The sequence below is a fragment of the Mesorhizobium silamurunense genome (assembly GCF_014843905.1).
Taxonomy (GTDB): domain Bacteria; phylum Pseudomonadota; class Alphaproteobacteria; order Rhizobiales; family Rhizobiaceae; genus Mesorhizobium; species Mesorhizobium silamurunense.
This window is the reverse complement of the sequence record NZ_LPVS01000027.1, coordinates 57,241-81,232: the sequence shown is the minus strand read 5'-3', so window position 1 is coordinate 81,232 and position 23,992 is coordinate 57,241. Positions and strand designations below refer to the sequence as shown.

The following is a 23,992-nucleotide window of genomic DNA, read 5'->3' as shown; positions in this document are numbered from 1 at the left end:
CGATCCCCTTCGGTCTGCGGGCCAATGCGCCAAATTACGCGGCACCTGTCAAGCGCGCAAACCCCCTCTTGCCGTCTAAACGACAAGCAGAACGAGATAGTTGAGGTTCATTCCACCTTTGCGGTTATCAGGCTGGACTTTTTTCCGCAATGTCAAAAAATGCCTGCCGCAACGAAAGTGTCATGGAGCCGGGGTTGCCATTCGCGATCGAAGCGCCGTCGATTTCGACCACAGGCATGGCTATCGTGGTCGCGGAACTGATGAAAGCTTCGCGCGCCGCCTTGGCCTCGGCAACCGAAAATCCGCGCTCCTCGATCTTCAAGCCGAGCTTGGCGGCGACATCGAACAAGGTCGTGCGCGTGATGCCGCGCAGAATGCCGTGCTCGGCCGGTCGCGTCACCAGCACGCCGTCCCTGGTGATGATCCATGCGTTGGACGAACCGCCTTCCTTGACCGTGCCGTCGGCATCGACGAACCAGGCCTCCTGGGCGCCGGCTTCCTTGGCCTTCTGCTTGGCGAGCACATTGGGCAAAAGGCCGGTGCTCTTGATGTCGACGCGGTCCCAGCGATTCTCCGGGACGGTGATGACCTTGATGCCGGTCTCAACCCGCTTGGCGGCCGCAGCGGGATCAGCCTTTCGGGCCGTTATCACCAGCGACGACTTGGTGTCGGCCGATGGGAAAAAGAATTCACGGCTGGCGACGCCGCGCGTCACCTGGACATAGACCAGGCCGTTGACGACATGGTTGCGGCGCACGACCTCGCGCATCAGCATCGGCAGGACGCCCTCCGAGACGGGCCAGGCGATCGACAATTCCTTCAGCGAGCGCTTGAGACGGGCCAGATGGCGCGGCATGTCGACGATAAAGCCGCGCGCCACCTCGCAGACCTCGTAGACGCCGTCGGCGAACTGGTAGCCGCGGTCCTCGATATGGACGCGGGCTTCGGCATGGGCGACGTAGCGCCCGTTGACATAGGCAATGCGCGGCATGGGTTACCTCAGGGAAATGTCCGGCTTTCTTAGGCGATTCCGCCGCTGCCGTAATGAACAATCGCGTGGGCCAACCGCTCGCTACACGCCCAGCGACTTCAGCTTGCGGTGCAAGGCGGAGCGCTCCATGCCGATGAACTCGGCCGTCTTCGAGATGTTGCCGCCGAAGCGGTTGATCTGGGCGATCAGATAGTCCTTCTCGAATTGCTCGCGCGCTTCGCGCAGCGGCAGCGCCATGATGTGCTGGTCGGACTGGTTCGGCGTGCGCGGCATGACGTCGCCGATCTCGGAGGGCAAAAGGTCGGCGGTAATGGGCGCATCGACGTCGCCGCCACGCGCCAGGATCATCAGCCGCTCGACATTGTTGCGCAGCTGGCGAACGTTGCCCGGCCAGTTGTGCGCCTGCAGCACGGCTAAAGCGTCGTCACCGATGCGGCGCGGCCTGATGCCGGCCTGGCGCGCGATCTGCTTCATGAAATTGTCGACCAGATAGGGAATATCCTCGCGCCGCTCGGCGAGACCCGGCACCATGACGGGGACCACCGCCAGGCGATGATAGAGATCCTCGCGGAAGCGGCCGTCGGCAATCATCGCCTCGAGGTTTTGCGCCGTCGAGGAGATGATGCGGACGTCGACCTTGACCCGCTTGGTGCCGCCTACCCGCTCGAACTGCTGCTCGACCAGCACGCGCAGGATCTTGTTCTGCGTCTCGCGCGGCATGTCAGCCACTTCATCGATGTAGAGGATGCCGCGATGCGCCTCCTCCAGCGCGCCGACCTTGCGCTCGGTGCCGTTCGATTCGGTGCCGAACAGCTCGATCTCCATGCGTTCCGGCGTGATGGTGGCGGCGCTCAGCGTCACGAACGGTCCCGCCTTGCGCGCCGACAGGGCGTGGATGGCGCGCGCCGTTAGTTCCTTGCCGGAGCCGGACGGGCCGATGATCATGATGCGGCTGTTGGTCGGCGCGACGCGCTCGATGGTCTGCCGCAACTGGCTCATGGCCGACGACATGCCGATCAGGTCGAAGGTCTCGCCGCTGCGCAGCTTGAGGTCGGAGACCTCGCGCCGCAGTTTGGACGTTTCCAACGCGCGCTCGGCGACCAGGATGAGACGGTCGGCCTTGAACGGCTTCTCGATGAAATCATAGGCGCCGCGCCGGATGGCCGACACCGCCGTTTCGATGTTGCCATGGCCGGAGATCATGACCACCGGCATGGTCGGATGCATCGTCTTGATCTCGTCGAGCAGCGCCAGACCGTCGAGGCGCGAGCCTTGCAGCCAGATATCGAGGAAAATCAGCCGCGGCGCGCGATCGGCAATCGCCGCCAGGGCGCTGTCGGCATCGTGCGCCGTGCGGGTTTCGTGACCTTCGTCGCTCAGGATACCGGCGACGAGTTCGCGGATGTCTTCCTCGTCATCGACGATGAGAATGTCAGACGCCATTACCGACCTTTTCAGTTTCTCGTTCGTGTTCGTTGCGGCCTTCGCCGCGTGGCGGTGCGGCAACGACCGCCGCCGGCGGCAGGATGATCGAGATCATCGCGCCCCGGCCGCCGTGGAAATCCGGCGGCGCGTCGTGCAGTTCGAGCCGGCCGCCATGGTCCTCCACGATCTTCTTGACGATAGCGAGGCCAAGGCCGGTGCCTTTTTCGCGCGTCGTCATATAGGGCTCGAGCAGCCGCTGCCGATTCTCGCGCGGCAGCCCTTTGCCGTTGTCGATTACGTCGATTCTTATGGCGCCATCTTGGCGCCCGGCTTGAATCCGGATTGTGCCGTCGGAACGGTCTTGCGCATCAAGTCCGTCGATGGCCTCGGCGGCGTTCTTGATGACGTTGCCGAAGGCTTGCGCCATCAGGCGGCTGTCGAACGTGCCCTTGAGCGGCTCGTTGCCGAAATCGCGCTGGAACGCAATGTCGGAACGGCTGACTTCCACCAGGAACGAGGCTTCGCGCAGCGATTCGCGCAGGTCTATCACCTTCATCTCCGGCTTCGGCATGCGAGCGAAGGCCGAGAATTCGTCGACCATGCGGCCAATATCCTCGACCTGGCGGATGATGGTGTCGGTGCACTGGTCGAAGACCTCGCGGTCCTCAGTGATGACCTTGCCGTAACGGCGCCTGATGCGCTCGGCCGATAGCTGGATCGGCGTCAGCGGATTCTTGATCTCGTGGGCAATGCGCCGCGCCACATCCGCCCAGGCCGAAGAGCGCTGTGCCTGCACGAGATCGGTGATGTCGTCGATAGTGACGACATAGGATTTTTCTTCCGAGCCGTCGTCGCCCGCCTCGACGGTGATCTGGACATTGAAAGTCCGTTCCATGCCGGCGCGGAAGAAAGTCACCTGCTCGCGATAGACCGGCTTGCCGGATTGGCGCCCGATCTCGAAGACGCGGCCGACATGCGGCAGGATGGCTGACAGGTTCTGTCCGAGCGCGGCACTTGCCGAGATTGCCAGCATGGTTTCGGCCGAGCGATTGGCGATGGTGATGATGCCATAGGGATCGACGCCGATGACGCCCGCGGTCACGCCGGCCAGCACCGCCTCCGAAAAGCGCCGCCGCTCGTCGATCAGGTCTTTGGCCGACAACAGCTCGTTGCGCTGCGATTTGAGCTCGAGGATCATGTTGTTGAAGGTTTCGCCAAGCGAGGCGACGTCGCCGTCGGACTGGCGCACGGGGACGGCAACGTCGAGATTGCCGGTCGCCACCTCGTCGGCCGCGCCGATCAGCTGGCGGATCGGCCGGACCAGCCGGTCGGCGACCGCAATGCCGGTCCAGATCGCCGAAAGGATGACAATAAGGGTCAGCGACAGATAGGGCAGAGCGAAAGCGACCTGCGAAGTGCGACGATTCTCCTCCAGCCCGCGATACTCGTCGGTGTTCGACCGAACGATCTGCCGCGCCTTGATAACGTCCGGGTCCACGAGCCGGATCGTGTAAAGGTAAAGACCTTCGATCTCGCGCAGCTTGACGATGGCGCCCATGATGTTGCGGGTGCGCGGCTCAATCAACACCGGCTTGCCGTCCGCTGCCGTGTTGACCGCGCCGGGAGGCGGCTCCGGCATTGCGAAGTCGGCGTCGGTCTTGGCGCTCATGACGAAGGAGCCGTCAGGCTTGATCAGCGCCGCATGCGCCAGTCCGCGGCCAACGGCCTCCTTGTTCATGAGATCGAGGAAGCCGGTCCGATCGAGCCCATAGAGCGTGCGCGAGGCATCGAGGTCGTAGGCCATCGACAGGGTCGTGCCCTGTAGGTTGCGGGCATTTTCCTGGACATAGGCATCGGCGATCGACAGCGACGAATTGACGATCGTCTTGGTACGAATCTCGAACCAGCGGTCGAGGCCGATATCGAGCGTGATCGAGGCGATGATCGCCACCATGATCGCCGGGATGGCGGCGACCAGCGCGAACATGGCGACGATGCGCACGTGCAGCCGCGAGGCCGCACGGCCGTGCTTGCGTGCCATGACGATGCGGCGGATCTCGCGGCTGACCAGGGCGATCAGGAACAGGACGAAGACGGCATTGAGCGCAATCAGCGCCCAAGTGGCGTTGGCATTCGGTGCAATCGGGGTCGCGCCGACAAGGATAGCGAACGAGATCGCAGCCGTGATCATCGCGCCGACGATCGCGACTACGCCGGGCAGCGCCAGCAGCCGGCGGCCGTCGCGAACGCCGGCCCGGCTAAAAAGCGGTTGGTTCGGTGTCGGAGCCTCAGCAGCCATATCGCCGTCTAGAGTCGGTCATTGCGTCGGATGTATGCAACGCATTGTGGCGATTATGCAACAAGTGTGGCCAGGACGGAAATCTTTCCCCGGCTCATTCACGCAAAAGGACCATACAGGCGATCCAATGCCGCCGAACGAGGCCCGGCGATGCGATCGCTCGCGTCACTTCCCCGGTTGCCCCCGTCGCAAGCTGCGGGGCGTCTGCCCGATCTCGCGGCGCATCCAATGCGCCATATGCGACTGATGCGCGAAGCCTGTCAGATAGGCCACCTCGCTGGTGCTGAGGTCGCTTCCCAGAATCAGGGAGCGGGCACGCTCAACCCGCCGTCTCAGCACATAGCGGTGAAGGGTCGTGCCGGTCGCCGCCTTGAACCATGTCCTGAGATGCGAGCTGCTGGCGTTGGCGATGCGGCTCAGCGTGTCGATCGTGAGCGGTTCGGAAAGATGGGCGTCGACATAGTCCAGGACGCGCTTGAGCTGCGCATCCGACAGCCGAACCGTTCGATCAGTCTCCAAATCGTCAAGACCAACCAGCCGCACCGCAAGCGCGATGCCGACACTTTCGGCGAACAGAGTCCCACCCGGCGAGCCTGCGTTTTGGTCGGTTTCAAGTGCCCGGACGAGGTATTCGATGCGTTCGTCCCGAAGCAGGTGCCGCGTGTCGAACCGGCGCGCCCTCACACTGCCCCCGATCTCCGACGCCACACCGTCGAGCATGGCGGGCGGCAGGCGAACCTCCCTCGTCTCAAATGAGGTTTCGGCCTCGAACCCGCCCTCCTGTCCCGCGGGTACGAAATCAATGTCACCGGCGCGCCGTAAGAAATATCGCCCGGCGTCATTGCAATAGGAGCGCGTCGCTGCGCTGGCATGGACCATGATGCGGTGATGATCCGTTCGCGGCAGCCGGTGGGTGCCTGCTTCGATATGCCGGGAAGCGATCGATATGCCAGCCGAGGCCCGGGCCGGAGCGAACTGCGGATACATGCGAAACGAGCCTCAAAATCGTAGCAGAACCTGCCCAACATTTGGCGGTTCCTGCGCGATTTTCAATGCCGATGCCCTTTAGACCTGCGCCTCGTTTGCCAACGCAAAGAGGTTCATATGAGTTACTATGTTGTCGTCGGAGCAGGCCCGGTCGGGCGCGAAACGGCTCGCCTGCTCGGGGAGCAAGGGCATGACGTCGTCCTCACAAGCAGGAGCGTCGGCGAGATCGATTTGCCCGGCGTCCGCGCGATGCAGGCGGACGCCACCGATGCCGCCGAACTTTCGCGCATCAGCCGGGGCGCGGATGCCATTTTCATGTGTGCCATGGCGCCTTACCACCGGTGGCCGACCGACTTCTTTCCAATCGTCGACGGCACAGTCCGCGCGGCGGAAGCCGTTAATGCGAAGATCATCCTGCTCGGAAACCTCTACGGCTATGGCGAGAACGCCGACGGTCCCCTTCATTCAGACCTGCCTCTCGACCCGACATCGAGGAAGGGCACTGTCCGGACGATAATGTGGCAGCGTGTGTTTCGCGCCAACGTGCCGGCCATCGAGGTGCGTTCCAGCGACTATCTGGGATATGGCGCGGTCACCTACTTCTCGCTTCTCGCGCTGCCGTCAGTCGTTGAAGGAAAGCCTGTCGCTTTCTTGGGAGACCTCGACGCCGATCATGCCTGGGCCTTCATCAAGGACGTCGCCCGAACGCTCGTCGCGTCAGCCTTCTACGCGGGCGAATGGGGACGTGCCTTCCATGTCCCGTCGCAATATGCCTCGCCCCGCGATCTTATCCGCAGAACCGCGGCGATGCTCGGAAGGGAGGTTGCGCCAATGCGCTGCTATTCCGTCGCCGAGATGGAAGCCCTGGGCATGCATGAGCTCGTGGAAATGCAATATCTCTTCGATCGCCCGCTGCTGGTCGATTCTTCCGACACCGAGCATCTCCTCGGCGTGAAGGCCAGCAGCATTGACGTAATGATCGCGGATACCCTCAGAGACTATCTCTGAACCAATTATATCGAGTGGGAATGAAGCGTTCCGCCCGTCGACCGGCGGGCGGAACAAACGAGACGGGCCGGCGAAGCACCTGGCCGGCATCGAAGGCCTAGATCTGTCTTGAGGACTTGTAGACGTTGACGCCGAGCTCACGGATCTTCTTGCGCAGCGTGTTGCGGTTCAGGCCCAGAAGCTCGGCCGCCTTGATCTGGTTGCCGCGCGTCGCGGTCATCGAGGCCAGCACCAGCGGATATTCGACCTCTGCGAGGATGCGCTGGTAGAGTCCGGAGGGCGGCAGGTCGCCGGCAAAAGACGCAAAATAGCGCTGCAGGAAATGCTCGACCGCCTGGCCGATCGACAGATCGTCGGGCATCAGCGCGCCGCCGTCCGGCACAACAGGCCTTTCGCCGGTCTTGAGCTCTGCATCGATGATCTCGGCCGAAATCTCGTCCTGCGAATAGAGCGCAGCCAGCCTGCGCACCAGATTTTCCAGCTCGCGCACATTGCCGGGCCAGGGATAGCGCTTCATCAGCTCGATGCCACCCGCGGAAATGCGCTTAGTCTGCAGGCCTTCGCTGGCGCCCTGCTTGAAGAAGTGCCTGACCAGGTCCGGAACGTCCTCGGAGCGCTCGCGCAGCGCCGGGAGCCTCAGCGGCACGACATTCAAGCGGTAGAACAGGTCCTCGCGGAACAGACCCTGGTTGATCAGCGTCCTCAGATCCTTGTTGGTGGCGGCAACGATGCGCACGTCGGTCTTGATCGGCGTGCGGCCGCCGACGGTCGTGTATTCGCCCTGCTGCAGCACGCGCAGCAGGCGCGTTTGCGCCTCCATCGGCATGTCGCCGATCTCGTCGAGGAACAGCGTGCCGCCTTCGGCCTGCTCGAAGCGGCCGGTGGAGCGGTTCTGGGCGCCGGTGAAAGCGCCCTTCTCATGGCCGAACAGCTCCGATTCGATCAGGTCGCGCGGGATCGCCGCCATGTTGATGGCCACGAACGGGCCGCCGCGGCGGCGGCCATATTCGTGCAGCGCGCGCGCCACCAGTTCCTTGCCGGTGCCGGATTCGCCGCTGATCATCACCGTCAGGTCGGTCTGCATCATGCGCGCCAGCATGCGGTAGATGTCCTGCATGGCGGCCGACCGGCCGACCAGCGGCATCGTCTCCGGCTGCTCGTCGGCGCGCGAATCGAGCTTCGGCCGCTTCGGCTCGGCCAGCGCCCGGTTGACGATGTTGAGCAACTCGGTGAGGTCGAACGGCTTCGGCAGATATTCGTAGGCGCCAGTCTCGGAAGCGCGGATGGCGGTCATGAAGGTGTTCTGCGCGCTCATGACGATGACCGGCAGTTCCGGCCGGGCTTTCTTGATGCGCGGCAGCATGTCGAAGGCGTTCTCGTCCGGCATCACCACGTCGGTGATGACGAGATCGCCCTCGCCCGCCGCCACCCAGCGCCACAGCGTCGAGGCGTTCGAAGTCACGCGTACTTCGTGGCCGACGCGCGACAGCGCCTGATTCAGCACCGTGCGGATGGCCGCATCGTCGTCGGCGACGAGAATATTGCCGCGAGCGGTCATTTGCGGTCTCCTTCAGTTTCATCGCCGGCGCCGGGCGCAGTCTCCTTCCAGGCTGGCATCAGGACGCGGAACGTGGTTCCGCGCGGCGTCGAGTCGCATTCGATGATGCCGCCGTGCTCGCCGACGATCTTGGCGACCAGCGCCAGCCCAAGGCCCGAGCCGTTCGGCTTGGTGGTGATGAACGGATCGAACAGGATCGGCAGGATGTCCTCGGAAACGCCGGGGCCGTTGTCATGCACGCAGAATTCGAGCGGCAGCGAAACGCGGTCCTGCGTTCCCGGCACGGAAACGCGGATGCCCGGCCGAAAGGCGGTCGAGAGCGCGATCTCGCCCTGCGGGTCGGCGCCGATCGCCTCAGCGGCATTCTTGACCAGATTGAGGAACACCTGGATCAGCTGGTCACGGTTGGCAAAGACCGGAGGAAGCGATGGATCATACTCCTCCAAGATCTTGATTTTTTTCGCAAAGCCGTTCTTTGCGATCGCCTTCACATGGTCGAGCACGACGTGGATGTTGACGGGAAAGCGCTCGATCGGCCGTTCGTCGGAAAACACTTCCATGCGGTCGACGAGCGAGACGATGCGGTCGGTCTCGTCGGTGATCAGGCGGGTGAGCGCCCGGTCCTCGTCGGAAGCCGACAGCTCGAGCAGTTGCGCGGCGCCGCGAATGCCGGAGAGCGGGTTCTTGATCTCGTGCGCCAGCATGGCGGCGAGGCCGGTGACCGAGCGGGCAGCACCGCGATGCGTCATCTGGCGGTCGATCTTGTCGGCCATCGATCGTTCCTGGAACATCACCACGACCGAGCCCGGAAACTCGGGCACCGGCGCGACATAGAGGTCGACCATCTTCTCGATGCCGAGGCGCGGCGAGGAGATATCGACGCGATATTCGTTGACCGGCGCGCGGCGCTCGCGCACTTGATCGACCAGCGTCAGCAGCGGACTGCCGAACGGCACCAGCTTGGAGAGCGTGTTGCGGGCCAGCATGGTGGCGCTGGAGCGGAAGAAATCTTCGGCATCCGCATTGGCGAAAGTGATGAAGCCGTCGGGATCGACCATGATCACCGGGCGGCGGATGGTGTTCAGCACAATGTTGGCAGCGTCCGCCACGCCGTCGGCTGCTTGGGGGAGGCTCGCCGTCATGCCGCGCTCCGCAATTCAGACGATGTTACGCCGTCGCAGAACGCGCTACGCAGTCCAGCGATGACCTTAGCTGCTTCGAACGAAGTGAGAATTTGCTTGCGCTGCCCGGTGGAAATACCGGTCGCGTGACGGTCGAGATACCAGCCGAGATGCTTGCGCGCCTGGCGCAGACCGCTTTCGGTGCCGTAGAGCGAGAGCATGTCTTCGTAGTGGCCGACGACGTAGTCGGCGAGAGCTTGCGACGTTTGGGGAATGTCGTGCGCCGACGTACCGGCCGCCGCGATGCTGCCGGCAATCCATGGCGCGCCGTAATGGGCACGTCCGATCATCACCGCGTCGGCGCCGGACTGATCGAGAATGGTCGTCGCTTCTTCCGGCGACCCGACGTCGCCATTGGCCACCACGGGAATAGAGACCGCTTGCTTGACGCGCGCAATGGCGCGCCAGTCGGCCTTGCCCTGGTAGAACTGGCAGCGCGTGCGGCCATGCACAGTCACCATGCGCACGCCGGCCTGCTCGGCGCGGCGCGCGAGCATCGGCGCGTTGAGCGCGCTTTCGTCCCAGCCGAGCCGCATTTTTACCGTCACCGGCACCGCGACCGCGCCGACCACGGCTTCGATCAGCGAGAGCGCATGGTCGAGATCGCGCATCAGCGCCGAACCGGCATAGCCGCCCGTCACCTTCTTCGCCGGGCAGCCCATGTTGATGTCGATGATGTCGGCGCCTTCGCCTGCTGCGATTCGGGCGCCTTCGGCCATATGCGCCGCCTCGCGGCCGGCAAGCTGCACCATATGGACAGGCAGCCCTGAATGGCGGATGCGCAGGTCGCAGCCCGCCCTGCCCCTGGCCAGTTCGCCGCTCGCCACCATTTCCGATACGACCAGCCCGGCGCCGTGCGCATGGGCGCGTTGCCGGAACGGTTGGTCGGTGATGCCAGACATCGGCGCAAGGAACACGCGGTTGCGAATCCTCACGCCGCCGATATCGAGCGGTGAAGCCAATATGGTCAGTTCAGCCATGCACAAAAACCAAGCATGTTCGATTGCTGCACATTCTCTAGCCAGATGCAAGCCGTTGTGCAACGCGCAATGACGTCACATTAAGGCGCATTTTGGAAAATGCTGGCCTTCCCTTCGAGCCGCGACTAAGCCTCTCGCCATGACTGACGCAAGTGCAAATCGGGCTTCGGATGCGGGCGGCAAGGTCGGCGTGGTCATCGTCGCCGCCGGGCGCGGCGCGCGCGCCGGACAGGCCGACGGGCCGAAGCAGTATCAGCGCATCGGCGGCCGAGCGGTCATCGCGCATACGCTGGAAAAGTTCCTCTCGCACCCGAATGTCGGACCGGTGGTCGTGGCGATCCATGCCGACGACCGCGAACTTTTCGACCGTGCCGCCGGAGCCGATGCCGAGCGTGTCCTCGCCGTCACCGGCGGTCCGTCCCGCCAGGCTTCCGTCCGCCTCGGGCTATTGGCGCTCAGGGAGCTGGCGCCGACGAAGGTACTTGTGCATGACGCGGTGCGCCCATTCGTCGATGCCGGGCTCATCGACCGCACCATCGAAGCCATCGGCGAGCGCCAGGGCGCGCTGCCTGCGCTTCCCGTGGCCGACACGCTCAAACGGGAATCCGCAACGGGCATGATCGAGGAGACGGTGTCGAGGGCCGGTCTGCACACCGCACAGACGCCGCAAGGCTTCCCGTTCTGGCCGCTGCTTGCCGCGCATGAGAAGGCGCATCATTTGGGCAAGACCGATTTCACCGACGATGCAGCCATCGCCGAATGGGCGCATATTCCGGTCAAGATCGTCACCGGCTCGCCGGATAACGTCAAACTCACTTGGGCAAGGGATATTGCGATGGCCGACCAGCGGCTTTCCTGCGCGTTGCCGCGCTTTCCGGACATCCGCACCGGCAACGGCTACGATGTGCACGCTTTCGAGCCCGGCGACCACGTCACGCTGTGCGGCGTCGCCATCCCATATGATCGGAAACTTTCCGGCCATTCGGACGCCGATGTCGGCCTCCATGCCCTCACCGATGCGCTGCTCGCCACCTGCGGCGCGGGCGACATCGGCACGCATTTTCCGCCATCGGACCCACAGTGGAAGGGTGTCGCCTCGAAGATATTCGTCGAGCATGCGGCGAAGCTGGTACGCGAGCGCGGCGGGCGCATTGCCAATGCCGATATCACGCTGATCTGCGAGGCGCCGCGCGTCGGGCCGCATCGCGAGGCGATGACTACGGCGCTTGCGGCGATGCTCAGCATTGCGCCGGAGCGCATTTCGATCAAGGCGACGACCAACGAAAAGCTCGGCTTTGTCGGGCGCGGCGAAGGCATAGCGGCGATCGCCACCGCCAGCGTCGCCTATCCGGGAGACGTGCCGGCATGAGCAACGCCGAACTCGCCGTCGCCCTGCTCCAGGCCTGCCAGCAACGCGGCGTCATGCTGGCGACCGCCGAAAGCTGCACCGGCGGCATGATCATTGCAGCGCTCACCGACATTGCCGGCTCTTCCGCCGTGGTCGACCGCGGATTCATCACCTATTCCTACGAAGCCAAGATGGAGATGCTCGGCGTCTCCGCCGCGACATTGGAGGCGCATGGCGCGGTCTCGCGTGAGACGGTGCTCGAGATGGCGGCGGGCGCGCTGGCGCATTCGCGCGCCGGCCTCTCGCTTGCCGTCACCGGCATTGCCGGTCCAAGCGGCGGCTCGCCGGAAAAGCCGGTGGGCCTGGTCTGGTTCGGGCTTGCGCTCGCCGGCCGGCCGGTCATCGCCGAGCGCCAGCTGTTCGGTCATAAGGGCCGCGAATTCATTCGCCACGAGACGGTGCGGTACGCGTTGCAACTAGGGCTGCGCGCGCTTGGCGAAGACTAGAGCGGTTTTGCACCGTAGATCACGTCGGCGCGCTTCTCGAACGCCTCCGCGAACATGCGGAAGGCATGGTCGAACATCGTGCCCATCAGCGCGCCGAGGATGCGGCTCTTGAACTCGTAGTCGATGAAGAAGTGGACCTCGCAGCCACCTTCGGCCGGGTCGAAACGCCAGATATTGCTCAGATATTTGAACGGACCGTCGATGTATTTGACGTCGATGGCGTTCTCGTCGGGCTTGAGCAGCACCTGGGTCGTAAAAGTCTCGCGGATTGCCTTGTAGCCGATGCTCATGTCGGCGACGAGGATGGTGCGGCCGTCGCGCTCCTTGCGCGAGCGCACTGTCAGCGCCTCGCAGAGCGGCAGGAATTGCGGGTAGGCCTCGATATCCGCCACCAGCGCGAACATCTTTTCCGGCGTATGGGCGACGCGGCGGGTGGCTTCGAATTTCGGCATCGTCGAAAAGGTCAGCCGGCTTTCTTGAGTTGCGCCTCGCGCGCCGCACGAAGCCTGGCGAAGTCCTCGCCGGCGTGATGCGAGGAGCGCGTCAGCGGGCTCGACGCCATCAGCAGGAAGCCCTTGGTCTTGCCGATCGTCTCGTAGGACTTGAACTCGTCCGGCGTGATGAAGCGGATCACCGGGTGGTGCTTCTTCGATGGCTGCAGATACTGGCCGATGGTCATGAAGTCGACATTGGCCGAACGCAGATCGTCCATCAATTGAAGGATCTCGTTCCGTTCCTCGCCGAGGCCGACCATGATGCCGGACTTGGTGAAGATCGACGGGTCGAGCTCCTTGACCCGCTGCAGCAGCCGGATCGAATGGAAGTAGCGGGCGCCTGGACGCACCGTCAGATAGTTCGACGGCACGGTTTCCAGATTGTGGTTGAAGACATCGGGCTTGGCCGCCACGACGATCTCCAGCGCGCCGTCCTTGCGCAGGAAATCGGGCGTCAGGATCTCGATGGTCGTCGAAGGCGCGGTCGCGCGGATGGCATGGATGACGTCGGCGAAATGCTGCGCGCCGCCATCGGCAAGATCGTCGCGGTCGACCGAGGTGATGACGACGTGGCTGAGGCCCATCTGCTTGACGGCGTGGGCAACGCGCGCCGGCTCGTCGGGGTCGAGCGCGGTCGGGATGCCGGTGGCGACATTGCAGAAGGCACAGGCGCGCGTGCAGATCTCGCCCATGATCATGAAGGTGGCGTGCTTCTTGTCCCAGCATTCGCCGATGTTCGGGCAGCCGGCCTCTTCGCACACCGTCACCAGCTTGTGCGACTTCACGATCTCGCGCGTCTCGGCATAGCCCTTCGAAACCGGCGCCTTGACGCGGATCCAGTCCGGCTTGCGCAGCACTTCCTGGTCCGGCCTGTGCGCCTTTTCGGGATGCCGCGGGCGCGGCGCGTTGGCGATCGTGTCGAGAACAGTGACCATTTCAAACCCTTCGCGGCCGCTGGCATCGCGGCCGCTTGTCTGCGTCATCTAGGACTTTTCGGAGCAAAGAAAAAGGCCGCGCCGGCGCATGCCGCCACGGCCATTTTCGCATAGCGGAGTTCGCTGGAGTTCAGCGGCGCACCAGCCGCCCAGCAAAGATCAGCAGGCAGGCGCCGATGAAGCCGGTGATCAGATAGGCGAACCAGCCGACGCCGAAGGCCTCGATGTTGAGGGCGCGCAGGATTGCGTTCAACACCACCGCGCCGGCGATGCCCAGGATGATGTTCATAAAGATACTGGTGTTGCTCTTCATGACCATCTCGGCAAGCCATCCGGCCAAGCCGCCGATGATGATGGCTGCAATCCAGCCCACGCCATTCACGTCCATATGCCAACTCCTCCTCGATCAGGTGAAAATGCATCCGGATACGAACTGCCTTGCCGTCAGAGTCCTCCGGCCGTCGTGTCTGAGTCTCGCCCACCCAATCTATCATGCGTTCAAAGCCCGGCCATAGGCGTCGAGCACGCTTTCCTTCATCATCTCCGACAGCGTCGGATGCGGGAAGATCGTGTGCATCAGCTCTTCCTCGGTGGTCTCGAGATTCATCGCGACGACGAAGCCCTGGATGAGCTCGGTCACCTCTGCGCCGATCATATGCGCGCCGAGAAGCTGCCCGGTCTTCTTGTCGAAGATGGTCTTGATGAAGCCCTGGTCCTCGCCGAGCGCGATGGCCTTGCCGTTGGCGCCGAACTGGAAGCGGCCGATGTGGATGTCCTTGCCTTCGGCCTTGGCCTTGGCTTCGGTCAGGCCGACCGAGGCGACCTGCGGGCTGCAATAGGTGCAGCCGGGGATCTTCAGCTTGTCGGTGGCGTGGACGCCGGGCAAATTGGCGATCTTCTCGACGCAGACCACGCCCTCGTGTTCGGCCTTGTGGGCAAGCATGGGCGGTCCGGCGACGTCGCCGATGGCGTACACGCCAGGCACATTGGTCTTGCCGTAGCCGTCGACGACGATGCAGCCTCGATCCGTCTTCACGCCGAGCGCCTCGAGGCCGAGGCCCTCGATATTGCCCTGCACGCCGACGGCCGAGATCATCCGGTCGGCGGTGATCTTCTCGACCTTGCCGTCTTTCATCTCGACATGGGCGGTGATCGAGTTGGCGCCCTTCTCAACCTTGGTCACCTTGGCCTCGAGCAGGATCTTCATGCCCTGCTTCTCGAACTGTTTCTGCGCGAATTTCGAGACTTCGGCGTCCTCGACCGGCATCACCGCCGGCAGCAATTCGACGACCGTCACATCGGCGCCCATGGTGCGATAGAAGGACGCGAATTCGATGCCGATGGCGCCCGAGCCCATCACCAGCAGCGACTTCGGCATTTCCTTCGGCACCATCGCCTCGAAATAGGTCCAGATCAGCTTGCCGTCCGGCTCGATGCCGGGCAGCGCCCGCGGCCTGGCGCCGGTCGCCAGGATGATGTGCTTGGCGGTATAGGTGCCCTCACCCTTGACGCCTTTCGGCACCGGCGGCTGCGGCTCCATCGGCTTCTTGGCGGTCTTGGAGACCACGATCTCGCCCGGCTTGGAAAGCTTTGCCTCACCCCAGATGACGTCGACCTTGTTCTTCTTCATCAGGAAGGCGACGCCGCCGTTCAGCCTGAGCGACACCTTGCGCGAACGGTCGACGACGGCGGTCGTGTCAGGGCTGACCTTGCCGTCGAGCTTCAGGCCGTAATCCTTCAGGTGGTCCGAATAGTGCATGATCTCGGCCGAGCGCAGCAGCGCCTTGGTCGGGATGCAGCCCCAGTTCAGGCAGATGCCGCCGAGATGCTCGCGCTCGACGATCGCCGTCTTGAAGCCGAGCTGCGCTGAGCGCACCGCCGTGACATATCCGCCGGGGCCGGAGCCGATGATGATGACGTCGTAGTTCTCAGCCACGGGTTTTCTCCCTGATTTTTCTGGGGGTTAGAGTGAGAGCATCACACGCACGAGGGGGGCCAGCGCCTGGCCGATCCGCCGCGTGTTTTCCGCATCGAGATGGACGCCGTCGAGCGGCGTGGTCGTCGCCACGGTGCCGGCATCGAAGAAGCCGCAGCCGGCCTCGTCGGCAAGCGCGGAATATTGCAGCGCCAGCCGCTTCGAGGCGTCGTCGCCGCCGGCGAACATTTCCTTGAATTCGGCATTGTCGGTGCGCGTCACGGCGGGTGGCGCGACGATAAGGATCTGCGGCGCCGGCCAGTCGAACGGATAGTCGTGGCCGCGCACGATATCGACCAGGCGCTGTATGCCTTGCTTGGCAGCAACCGGATTGCCATGGATCCACGGCTTCATGTCGTTGGCCCCGAGCATGAAGATGATCAGGTCGAGCGGGGCGTGTGTCGTGAGGATTGTCGGCAGAAGCCTGGCGCCGTTGCGGTCGGCTCCGGCGAGGTGATCGTCAAAGGCGGTGGTGCGGCCGTTCAGCCCCTCGGCGATGACCTCGATGCCGTCACCGAGCGCCGCTTTGAGCACGCTCGGCCAGCGGTCCTCGAGCGCATGGCGGCCGAGGCTGGCGGCGTCGTAACCCCAGGTCAGCGAGTCGCCATAGCAGAGAATTGTCTTCATACGGTCGCCCCGCCCCTGCCGAATCCTGCCGACGAGCGCTTTAGCCGCCAGCGCACGAACAGCCATTGCACGATGATCGCCACGACGCCGGGCAGGATCAGCCCGGCAACGATCGAAAGGTCGCTCGCGGTCGCCCGGTTCTCGGGCGGCACCGAAAACGTCCAGCCGGCGAGCGCGATCAGGAGGATCCCGAAAATCGCGAGCAGCCACCACAACATCCGGTCGACTGCGGCAACCGGCTCGGCGCGGAACTGGACCAGGAAGAAGGCGATCGTCACGACGATGATGATCATCACCGTCGCCGCGAAGACCAGAATGTATTCCTCGGTCGCGCCGGTAAGCACGGCCAGTTCTTCAACGACCAGTCCGCCGGCCAGACCGGAAAGGATGAAGGCGAAAAGGCTGGTGAAGAATTTCCGCACCGCCTTTTTCCTTCCTACACCAGCATGCCCATCGGATTTTCGATGATGCGCTTGAAGGCGCCGAGCAGTTCCGCGCCAAGCGCGCCGTCGACGGCGCGGTGATCGGTGGACAGCGTGACCGACATCATGGTTGCGATCTTGATCTCGCCTTTCTTCACCACCGCACGCTCCTCGCCCGCGCCAACCGCAAGGATCGTCGCATGCGGTGGGTTGATCACGGCGGCAAAGTCCTTCACGCCGAACATGCCGAGATTGGAGACGGCCGTGGTGCCGCCCTGATATTCCTCGGGCTTCAGCTTCCGGCTGCGGGCGCGGCTGGCGAGGTCCTTCATCTCGTTGGAGATGGTGGACAGCGTCTTTTCGTCGGCGCGGCGGATGATCGGCGTGATCAGGCCGCCGGGGATCGAGACGGCAACGCCGACATCGGCATGCTTGTGCTTGACCATGGCATTGTCGGTCCAGGAGGCGTTGGCGTCCGGCACCGCCATCAGCGCCATCGCCATCGCCTTGATCACCATGTCGTTGACCGAGAGCTTATAGGCGGGAACCTCGCCCTTCTCGGTCTTCTTCATTGGCGCTGCCGCATTGAGCTGCGTGCGCAGCGCCAGCAGCGCGTCGAGCTCGCAGTCGAGCGTCAGGTAGAAATGCGGAATGGTGCTCTTGGCTTCGACCAGGCGACGCGCGATGGTCTTGCGCATATTGTCGTGCGGGACGAGCTCGTAAGAGCCTTCGGCGAACAGTTTCAGCACCTGGTCGTCCGACATCGGCTTCGCGGCCGGAGCCTGCGCGCCAGCAGGGGCCTTGGCAGCAGGTGCCGCCTTGGCGCCGCCGGAAGCGATCGCCGCCTCGACATCGGCCTTGACCACGCGGCCATGCGGACCGGAACCGCTAAGCGCCGCCACGTCGACGCCGGCATCCTTGGCGATGCGGCGGGCGAGCGGCGAGGCAAACACGCGTTCGCCGCCGGCATGGCCGTTGGCGACCGGAGCGGGCTCGGCCTTCGCCGGCGCGGGCGCCGCGATTGCCGCCGGCTTCGGCGCTTCCTTGGGCGCTTCGGCCTTCGCTGCGTCCGCTTTCGGAGCTTCCGCCTTGGGCGCGGCACCGCCATCGCTCTTAGCGGCAGCGCCGGCATCCTCGCCTTCGCCGGCCAGGATGGCGATCACCGCGTTGACCTTGACGCCTTCGGTGCCGGCAGGAACGACGAGCTTGGCAACCGTGCCCTCATCGACGGCCTCGACTTCCATCGTCGCCTTGTCGGTCTCGATCTCGGCAATCACGTCGCCCGGCGAAACCTTGTCACCCTCCTTGACCAGCCACTTGGCGAGATTGCCCTCCTCCATCGTGGGCGAGAGAGCCGGCATGGTGATGTTGATTGGCATGTGATCCTCCCGGCCGGCTCAGCGATAGGTGACGGCTTTGACTGCCTCGACGACCTCGCCGACATTGGGCAGCGCCAGCTTCTCGAGGTTCGCCGCATAGGGCATCGGCACGTCCTTGCCGGCGATGGTGATGACCGGCGCATCGAGGAAGTCGAATGCGCGCTGCGACACCTGGCTGGCGATATGGTCGCCGACCGAGCTCTGCGGAAAGCCCTCTTCCACCACCACGAGGCGGTTGGTCTTCTTCACCGAGGCGATGATGGTGTCGAAGTCGAGCGGCCGGATGGTCCTGAGATCGATGATCTCGGCATCGATGCCCATGCCGCGCAGCTCCGCTTCCGCCTTGACCGCGTATGTCATGCCGATGCCGAAGGAGACGATGGTGACGTCCTTGCCCTGCTTGTGCACGCGCGCCTTGCCGATCGGCAGCACGAAATCGTCCAGCTTCGGCACGTCGAAGGACTGGCCATAGAGGATCTCGTTCTCGAGGAAGATGACCGGGTTCGGGTCGCGGATCGCCGCCTTGAGCAGCCCCTTGGCGTCGGCGGCCGTGTACGGCATCACCACCTTCAGGCCCGGGATATGGCTGTACCAGGCGGCATAGCACTGCGAGTGCTGGGCGGCGACGCGGGCGGCTGCGCCGTTCGGGCCGCGGAACACGATCGGCGCGCCCATCTGGCCGCCGGACATATAGAGCGTCTTCGCCGCCGAGTTGATGATCTGGTCAATCGCCTGCATGGCGAAGTTGAAGGTCATGAACTCGACGATCGGCTTCAGGCCGGCCATCGCCGCGCCGACGCCGACGCCGGCAAAGCCATGCTCGGTGATCGGCGTATCGACGACGCGCCGGGGACCGAACTCCTGCAGCAGGCCTTGCGTGATCTTATAGGCGCCCTGGTATTCGGCGACCTCCTCACCCATGACAAAGACGTCGCCGTCGCGGCGCATCTCTTCGGCCATGGCGTCGCGCAGCGCCTCGCGCACCGTGGTTGAGACCATCTCGGTGCCGGCGGGGATATCCGGATCGGCGGCAACTTCCGTCTTCGGCGCGGCCGCGACAGGTGCCGCAGCCTCGCTCTTGGCCGCGGCGGCCGCCGGCGCGGCTGGTTCAGTCTTGGCAGGCTCTTCGCCGATGCCCTCGCCGGCCTTGTCGACGTCTTCACCATCGACCGCAAGCACGGCTATCACCGCGTTGACCTTGACGCCTTCGGTGCCGGCGGGAACCACGATCTTGGCGAGCGTGCCTTCGTCCACGGCCTCGACTTCCATCGTTGCCTTGTCGGTTTCGATCTCGGCGATGACGTCACCGGCGACGACCTTGTCGCCTTCGTTCTTCAGCCATTTGGAAAGATTGCCCTCTTCCATCGTCGGCGAGAGCGCGGGCATGAGAATTTCGATCGGCATGTCCTTGCCCTCTCCTTAGAGTACGATATCGGTCCAGAGCTCGGACGGATCCGGCTCGGCGTCGTTCTGGGCGAATTCGGCGGCATCGGCGACAACGTCGCGAACCTCCTTGTCGATGGCCTTGAGCTCGTCCTCGCTTGCCCACTTCTTGTCCATCAGCCGCGCCTTGACCTGCTCGATCGGGTCATGCTCGGAGCGCATCTTCTGCACTTCCTCCTTGGAGCGGTATTTCGCCGGATCGGACATCGAGTGGCCGCGATAGCGGTAGGTCTGCATTTCGAGGATGAGCGGGCCGTTGCCGGCGCGGCACCATTCGGCGGCGACATCGCCGGCGGCCTTGACCGCGCGCACATCCATGCCGTCGACCTGGATGCCGGGAATCTTGAAGGAAGCGCCGCGGTTGGAGAAGTCGGTCTCGGCGGACGAGCGCGATACCGACGTGCCCATGGCGTAGCGGTTGTTCTCGATGATGTAGATCACCGGTAGCTTCCACAGCGAAGCCATGTTGAAGCTCTCGTAGACCTGGCCCTGGTTGGCGGCGCCGTCGCCGAAATAGGTCAGCGAGACATTCTTGTTGTCGCGATAGCGGTTGGCGAAGGCGAGACCGGTGCCCAGCGACACTTGCGCGCCGACGATGCCGTGGCCGCCATAGAAATGCTTCTCCTTGGAGAACATGTGCATGGAGCCGCCCTTGCCTTTCGACAAGCCGCCGCGGCGTCCCGTGAGCTCGGCCATCACGCCGCGCGGCGACAGCTCCATCGCCAGCATATGGCCATGGTCGCGATAGGCGGTGATCATCTGGTCGCCCTCGATCAGCGCCATCTTCATGCCGGTAACGACGGCCTCCTGGCCGATATAGAGGTGGCAGAAGCCGCCGATGAAGCCCATGCCGTAGAGCTGGCCGGCCTTCTCCTCGAAGCGGCGGATGAGCAGCATGTGCCGGTAGGCGGCAAGCTCTTCTTCCTTGGTGAATTCGGCTGGCTTGGGGGTGGAAAGGCCCGACGATTTGCCGTCGGATTTGGATTTGGACTTGGCAGGCGCTTTTCTGGCGGCGGTGGCCATGCATCACTCCCTGTTGGCGTCTCTTCGCGGACATTCAGGGAGAGCGATCGTCTCCCAACCGATTTGAGCGAGGCTAACATGCAAGGATGCATTGCGCCATGCTGAAAAATGCACGGCTGGCATGCATCTAAGCGTTTAGAATCATTGCGAATAAGAGCGATTAACCGAAATTCGGTTATTTTGCCGAGACGGGCAGCATTATGGTGATTTCGTCAGGCTGGGACAGATTGAGCGCCTTTCGGGCCTGCTCGTCAAGCATGTCCTTCTCCAGCGTGCCTTCATGCATGAGCTGGACACGGCGTTCGAAGTCGACCCGGCGCGCCTTGACGGCGTCGAGTTGGGCCTGCAGCTCGACCGCCTGGGCCTGCAGCCGATACTTGGAGTAGATGCCGAACTCGCCATGATAGGCATGGAAGCCGAAATAGGTGAGGAACAGCACGCAGAGCGACGGAATGATCAGCCTGCCGGTGTTTCTCTGCTTGTGCTGACGTGTCCACATGACCCGAACCCTCACTACCGCGAACGCAAGTGGCTATCCGAGTCTTTTTCGCCCGATTGTGCTTAATGGACGGTTACGGACCGTGGACTTTGGCGAACTGGAATGACCCGGCGGCAAGTTGCCTCAACGCGTTTGCGGTCGCGCAGCTTTGCATGCGCAAAAAGGTTGACGTTGCCCTGAAGTAATGTATGCATACGCTATGCAATTATTGGACGCCAACAAGCTCGGCGCGTTCGGCGCCATGATTCGCGACAGGACGGAAGCATCCTTGAGGGAGCTTTCGCCGAGCGCGGCGGCGGTGCTGTCGACGCTGCATTTCAAGCCGGGACTGACGACGACGGAACTCGCTGACGTTGTCGGTGTCAGTCAACCGACTGCTGTGCGTTTGATCGACGGGCTGCAGCGGCAGGCGCTGATTGTGCGTGGCAAACCGGAGGGTCGTGTCACGCCGCTGACGCTAACGAAGAGAGGCCACGCCCAGGTCAAGGAGATGCAAGCTCTCCGACTCGCCGCGCTCGACGGATTGCTGTCCGCACTGCGACCGGATGAGCGGCAGCGCTTTGTTTCCATGCTGGATAGGATTCTTGCCGGCGCGACGACTTCCCGGGCCTTCGCGAGAACAACGTGTCGCCTCTGCGAGCATGATCTTTGCGGAGCCGAGGTCTGCCCGATCGGCTGTCGCGCGGCTGAGATCGAGAAACAGGAGAGCGAGCGATGATCATTTCTTATGCTGGGTATTCGCCGGAGGTCGATACCGACGCGTGGGTCGCCCCGGACACCACCGTGTGTGGCGATGTGGCCATTGGCGCTGGCAGCCGGGTCATGCATGGCGCCCGCCTCGTGGCGGAGGCAGGCGGCTCGATCCGCATTGGCCGCAACTGCATCGTGTTGGAGAATGCGGTGATCCGCGCCACAGCACGTCACCCTTGCACGATCGGGAACAATTGCCTTGTAGGCCCCAATAGCCACGTGGTTGGCGCAGAAGTCGGCGATGAGGTTTTTATCGCTACGGGCGCGGCGGTGTTCCATGGCGCGCACATAGGGCGTGGATCGGAAGTCCGCATCAACGGTACCGTTCACCTGCGCACCCGCCTCGAGCCTGGCACCATCGTTCCGATCGGCTGGGTTGCCGTTGGCGACCCGGCTCAAGTCCTGCCCCCCGACCAGCACGAGGCAATCTGGTCCCACCAGCAACCGCTCGATTTCCCAGGTTACGTCTACGACGTCGACCGAAACCAGCCAGATGTGATGCAGAAAATCACGGGAGGCCTATCGGTGGCGCTCGGCGTGCATCGCACGGAAAGCTTTTGAGGGAGCGCGGTGCTCGCAGGCGCGTCGCGTGACCCAGCGGCGCGCTTTAAGTCTTTGTTTTGATGCATGTCGTTCTGAGCGCTTTTGAGCGACATGCATTAGCGGCTCAGCGAACGAGCGCGCTTGCATTCCCCGGAAATTGCCGGGATCAGCCTTTGACGACCGACCTGCCGGCGTAGAGCGCCTGCTTGCCGAGCTCCTCCTCGATGCGGATGAGCTGGTTGTACTTGGCCATGCGGTCGGAGCGCGACAGCGAGCCGGTCTTGATCTGCCCGCAATTGGTGGCGACAGCGAGGTCGGCAATGGTCGAATCCTCCGTCTCGCCCGAACGGTGCGACATGACGGCGGTGTAGCCGGCCTTGTGCGCGGTCTCGACGGCATCCAGCGTCTCGGTCAGCGAGCCGATCTGGTTGACCTTGACCAGGATCGAGTTGGCGACGCCCATGCGGATACCGTCGCGCAGCCGCGCCGTATTGGTGACGAAAAGGTCGTCGCCGACGAGCTGGGTCTTCGTGCCGATGAGGTCGGTCAGGATCTTCCAGCCTTCCCAGTCGTCCTCGGCAAGGCCGTCCTCAATGGTGATGATCGGATAGTCGGAAGCGAGTTTGGCGAGGTATTTGGCCTGCGCCTTCGGATCGCGCGTCTTCTTCTCGCCCTCATAGACGTAGTTGCCGTCCTTGAAGAACTCGGTCGCCGCGCAGTCGAGGCCGAGCGCGACGTCCTCGCCAGGCTTGAACCCGGCCTTCTCGATCGATTCCATGATGAAATCGAGGGCCGACGGCGCGCTCTTCAAGTTGGGGGCGAAGCCGCCCTCGTCGCCGACATTGGTGTTGTGGCCGGCGTCCTTCAGCTTCTTCCTCAGCGTGTGGAAGATCTCCGAGCCCCAGCGCACGCCGTCGCGCAGCGTCGGCGCGCCGACCGGCAGGATCATGAATTCCTGGAAGTCGATCGGATTGTCGGCATGCGCGCCGCCGTTGATGATGTTCATCATCGGCACCGGCAGGATATGCGCATTCGCGCCGCCGACATAGCGGTAGAGCGGCAGGCCGGCGGCTTCGGCCGCAGCCTTGGCGACCGCCAGCGACACGCCGAGGATGGCGTTGGCGCCGAGGCGGCTCTTGTTCGGCGTGCCGTCGAGCTCGATCATCGTCTGGTCGATATGGATCTGGTTCTCGGCTTCCATGCCGCCGATCGCCTCGAACAGCTCGCCGTTCACTGCCTCGACCGCGCGCTCAACGCCCTTGCCGAGATAACGCGGCCCGCCGTCGCGCACTTCGACCGCCTCATGGGCGCCGGTCGAGGCGCCCGACGGGACCGCGGCGCGGCCCATCGAGCCGTCTTCCAGCACCACGTCGACCTCGACGGTCGGATTTCCACGGCTGTCCAGGATTTCACGCCCGACAATGTCGATGATGGCGGTCATTTGCGATGTCCCCGATTGATCGATTGAAGCGTCGCGCCCCTCTTAGCCAAAGCACCGCAAAAGGCAATCGGGCGGTCCGCAATTATTGCCGGCGGCAAGAGTCACGAAGCGCAAATTTCTGTCATCATAAGTCATGCGCATGACCGGCCCTTCTGATCTATGGTCGTGTTCGCGCGGG

23 protein-coding genes are annotated in these 23,992 nt (G+C 63.8%); 5 read left to right on the top strand and 18 right to left on the bottom strand.

All coding sequences use genetic code 11. From position 1 onward, the window contains the following. Positions 1-127: 127 nt before the first annotated feature. The 4 genes from AU465_RS06270 to AU465_RS06255 form a co-directional block, all read right to left on the bottom strand. The gene (locus tag AU465_RS06270; protein ID WP_192245005.1) at positions 128-991 is read right to left on the bottom strand and encodes a D-amino-acid transaminase; all 864 of its coding nucleotides are present in this window, start codon (positions 989-991) and stop codon (positions 128-130) included. Between the two features lie 81 nt (positions 992-1,072). Continuing rightward, positions 1,073-2,434, bottom strand: a complete 1,362-nt coding sequence (gene ntrX / locus AU465_RS06265; protein ID WP_192245003.1) for a nitrogen assimilation response regulator NtrX — start codon at positions 2,432-2,434, stop codon at positions 1,073-1,075. Then, positions 2,424-4,715 carry a sensor histidine kinase NtrY-like gene (locus AU465_RS06260; protein WP_192245000.1) on the bottom strand — a complete coding sequence of 764 codons (2,292 nt, stop codon included), beginning with the start codon at positions 4,713-4,715 and terminating at the stop codon, positions 2,424-2,426. Before AU465_RS06260 ends, ntrX begins: the two co-directional genes overlap by 11 nt. A 165-nt stretch (positions 4,716-4,880) precedes the next feature. Next, positions 4,881-5,702, bottom strand: coding sequence for an AraC family transcriptional regulator (locus AU465_RS06255; protein WP_192244998.1), 822 nt, complete (start codon positions 5,700-5,702; stop codon positions 4,881-4,883). A gap of 117 nt (positions 5,703-5,819) precedes the next feature. On the opposite strand from AU465_RS06255, the gene AU465_RS06250 reads away from it, so the two are divergent. Next, positions 5,820-6,710: an NAD-dependent epimerase/dehydratase family protein gene (locus AU465_RS06250; RefSeq protein WP_192244996.1), complete on the top strand. Its 891-nt coding sequence runs from the start codon at positions 5,820-5,822 to the stop codon at positions 6,708-6,710. Between the two features lie 97 nt (positions 6,711-6,807). On the opposite strand, the gene ntrC is transcribed toward AU465_RS06250, so the two are convergent. From ntrC to dusB, 3 genes are read right to left on the bottom strand one after another with little or no spacing between them, the layout of a single operon-like run. Continuing rightward, positions 6,808-8,268, bottom strand: a complete 1,461-nt coding sequence (ntrC, locus tag AU465_RS06245) for a nitrogen regulation protein NR(I) (protein ID WP_192244994.1) — start codon at positions 8,266-8,268, stop codon at positions 6,808-6,810. Then, a complete protein-coding gene (locus AU465_RS06240) occupies positions 8,265-9,410 on the bottom strand; it encodes a two-component system sensor histidine kinase NtrB (RefSeq protein WP_192244992.1) in 1,146 nt (381 codons plus the stop codon). The genes ntrC and AU465_RS06240 overlap by 4 nt, the downstream gene beginning before the upstream one ends. Next, positions 9,407-10,429 carry a tRNA dihydrouridine synthase DusB gene (gene dusB, locus AU465_RS06235; RefSeq protein ID WP_192244989.1) on the bottom strand — a complete coding sequence of 341 codons (1,023 nt, stop codon included), beginning with the start codon at positions 10,427-10,429 and terminating at the stop codon, positions 9,407-9,409. Before dusB ends, AU465_RS06240 begins: the two co-directional genes overlap by 4 nt. 139 nt (positions 10,430-10,568) lie before the next feature. Here dusB and AU465_RS06230 point away from each other — a divergent pair, with 139 nt between their 5' ends. After that, on the top strand, positions 10,569-11,798 hold the full coding sequence (locus tag AU465_RS06230) for a bifunctional 2-C-methyl-D-erythritol 4-phosphate cytidylyltransferase/2-C-methyl-D-erythritol 2,4-cyclodiphosphate synthase (RefSeq protein WP_192244987.1): 1,230 nt from the start codon (positions 10,569-10,571) through the stop codon (positions 11,796-11,798). Further along, positions 11,795-12,283, top strand: a complete 489-nt coding sequence (locus tag AU465_RS06225; protein ID WP_192244985.1) for a CinA family protein — start codon at positions 11,795-11,797, stop codon at positions 12,281-12,283. The genes AU465_RS06230 and AU465_RS06225 overlap by 4 nt, the downstream gene beginning before the upstream one ends. On the opposite strand, the gene AU465_RS06220 is transcribed toward AU465_RS06225, so the two are convergent. From AU465_RS06220 to AU465_RS06175, 10 genes are all read right to left on the bottom strand, one after another. Next, positions 12,280-12,735 (bottom strand): type II toxin-antitoxin system RatA family toxin, encoded by a 456-nt coding sequence (locus AU465_RS06220; RefSeq protein WP_192244983.1) that lies wholly within the window; start codon positions 12,733-12,735, stop codon positions 12,280-12,282. The two genes, AU465_RS06225 and AU465_RS06220, sit on opposite strands and share 4 nt — an antisense overlap. 11 nt (positions 12,736-12,746) lie before the next feature. Next, positions 12,747-13,712 carry a lipoyl synthase gene (lipA, locus tag AU465_RS06215; protein WP_192245287.1) on the bottom strand — a complete coding sequence of 322 codons (966 nt, stop codon included), beginning with the start codon at positions 13,710-13,712 and terminating at the stop codon, positions 12,747-12,749. A 130-nt stretch (positions 13,713-13,842) separates the two neighbouring features. Next, positions 13,843-14,100: a GlsB/YeaQ/YmgE family stress response membrane protein gene (locus AU465_RS06210; protein ID WP_192244981.1), complete on the bottom strand. Its 258-nt coding sequence runs from the start codon at positions 14,098-14,100 to the stop codon at positions 13,843-13,845. Between the two features lie 102 nt (positions 14,101-14,202). Continuing rightward, complete coding sequence (lpdA, locus tag AU465_RS06205; RefSeq protein ID WP_192244979.1) at positions 14,203-15,648, bottom strand: dihydrolipoyl dehydrogenase; 1,446 nt, start codon at positions 15,646-15,648, stop codon at positions 14,203-14,205. A gap of 27 nt (positions 15,649-15,675) precedes the next feature. Beyond that, on the bottom strand, positions 15,676-16,314 hold the full coding sequence (locus AU465_RS06200; protein ID WP_192244977.1) for an SGNH/GDSL hydrolase family protein: 639 nt from the start codon (positions 16,312-16,314) through the stop codon (positions 15,676-15,678). Continuing rightward, positions 16,311-16,736, bottom strand: a complete 426-nt coding sequence (locus tag AU465_RS06195; protein WP_192244975.1) for a hypothetical protein — start codon at positions 16,734-16,736, stop codon at positions 16,311-16,313. Before AU465_RS06195 ends, AU465_RS06200 begins: the two co-directional genes overlap by 4 nt. A 14-nt stretch (positions 16,737-16,750) precedes the next feature. After that, positions 16,751-18,115 (bottom strand): pyruvate dehydrogenase complex dihydrolipoamide acetyltransferase, encoded by a 1,365-nt coding sequence (locus AU465_RS06190; RefSeq protein ID WP_192244973.1) that lies wholly within the window; start codon positions 18,113-18,115, stop codon positions 16,751-16,753. An 18-nt stretch (positions 18,116-18,133) separates the two neighbouring features. After that, positions 18,134-19,519, bottom strand: a complete 1,386-nt coding sequence (locus AU465_RS06185) for a pyruvate dehydrogenase complex E1 component subunit beta (RefSeq protein ID WP_192244970.1) — start codon at positions 19,517-19,519, stop codon at positions 18,134-18,136. Between the two features lie 15 nt (positions 19,520-19,534). Next, positions 19,535-20,581, bottom strand: a complete 1,047-nt coding sequence (pdhA, locus tag AU465_RS06180) for a pyruvate dehydrogenase (acetyl-transferring) E1 component subunit alpha (protein ID WP_192244968.1) — start codon at positions 20,579-20,581, stop codon at positions 19,535-19,537. A 175-nt stretch (positions 20,582-20,756) separates the two neighbouring features. Then, a complete protein-coding gene (locus tag AU465_RS06175; protein ID WP_192244966.1) occupies positions 20,757-21,080 on the bottom strand; it encodes an FtsB family cell division protein in 324 nt (107 codons plus the stop codon). 199 nt (positions 21,081-21,279) lie between these two features. Between AU465_RS06175 and AU465_RS06170 the strand changes: the two genes are divergently transcribed. Together AU465_RS06170 and AU465_RS06165 are read left to right on the top strand one after the other, a co-directional pair. Next, a complete protein-coding gene (locus tag AU465_RS06170; protein WP_192244964.1) occupies positions 21,280-21,798 on the top strand; it encodes a MarR family winged helix-turn-helix transcriptional regulator in 519 nt (172 codons plus the stop codon). Then, entirely contained in the window at positions 21,795-22,391 is a 597-nt protein-coding gene (locus AU465_RS06165) for a gamma carbonic anhydrase family protein (RefSeq protein ID WP_192244962.1), read from the top strand. The genes AU465_RS06170 and AU465_RS06165 overlap by 4 nt, the downstream gene beginning before the upstream one ends. A 148-nt stretch (positions 22,392-22,539) precedes the next feature. Here the strand turns inward: AU465_RS06165 and eno are convergent, their stop codons facing one another. Continuing rightward, a complete protein-coding gene (gene eno, locus AU465_RS06160) occupies positions 22,540-23,814 on the bottom strand; it encodes a phosphopyruvate hydratase (protein ID WP_192244961.1) in 1,275 nt (424 codons plus the stop codon). Between the last annotated feature and the right edge of the window lie 178 nt (positions 23,815-23,992).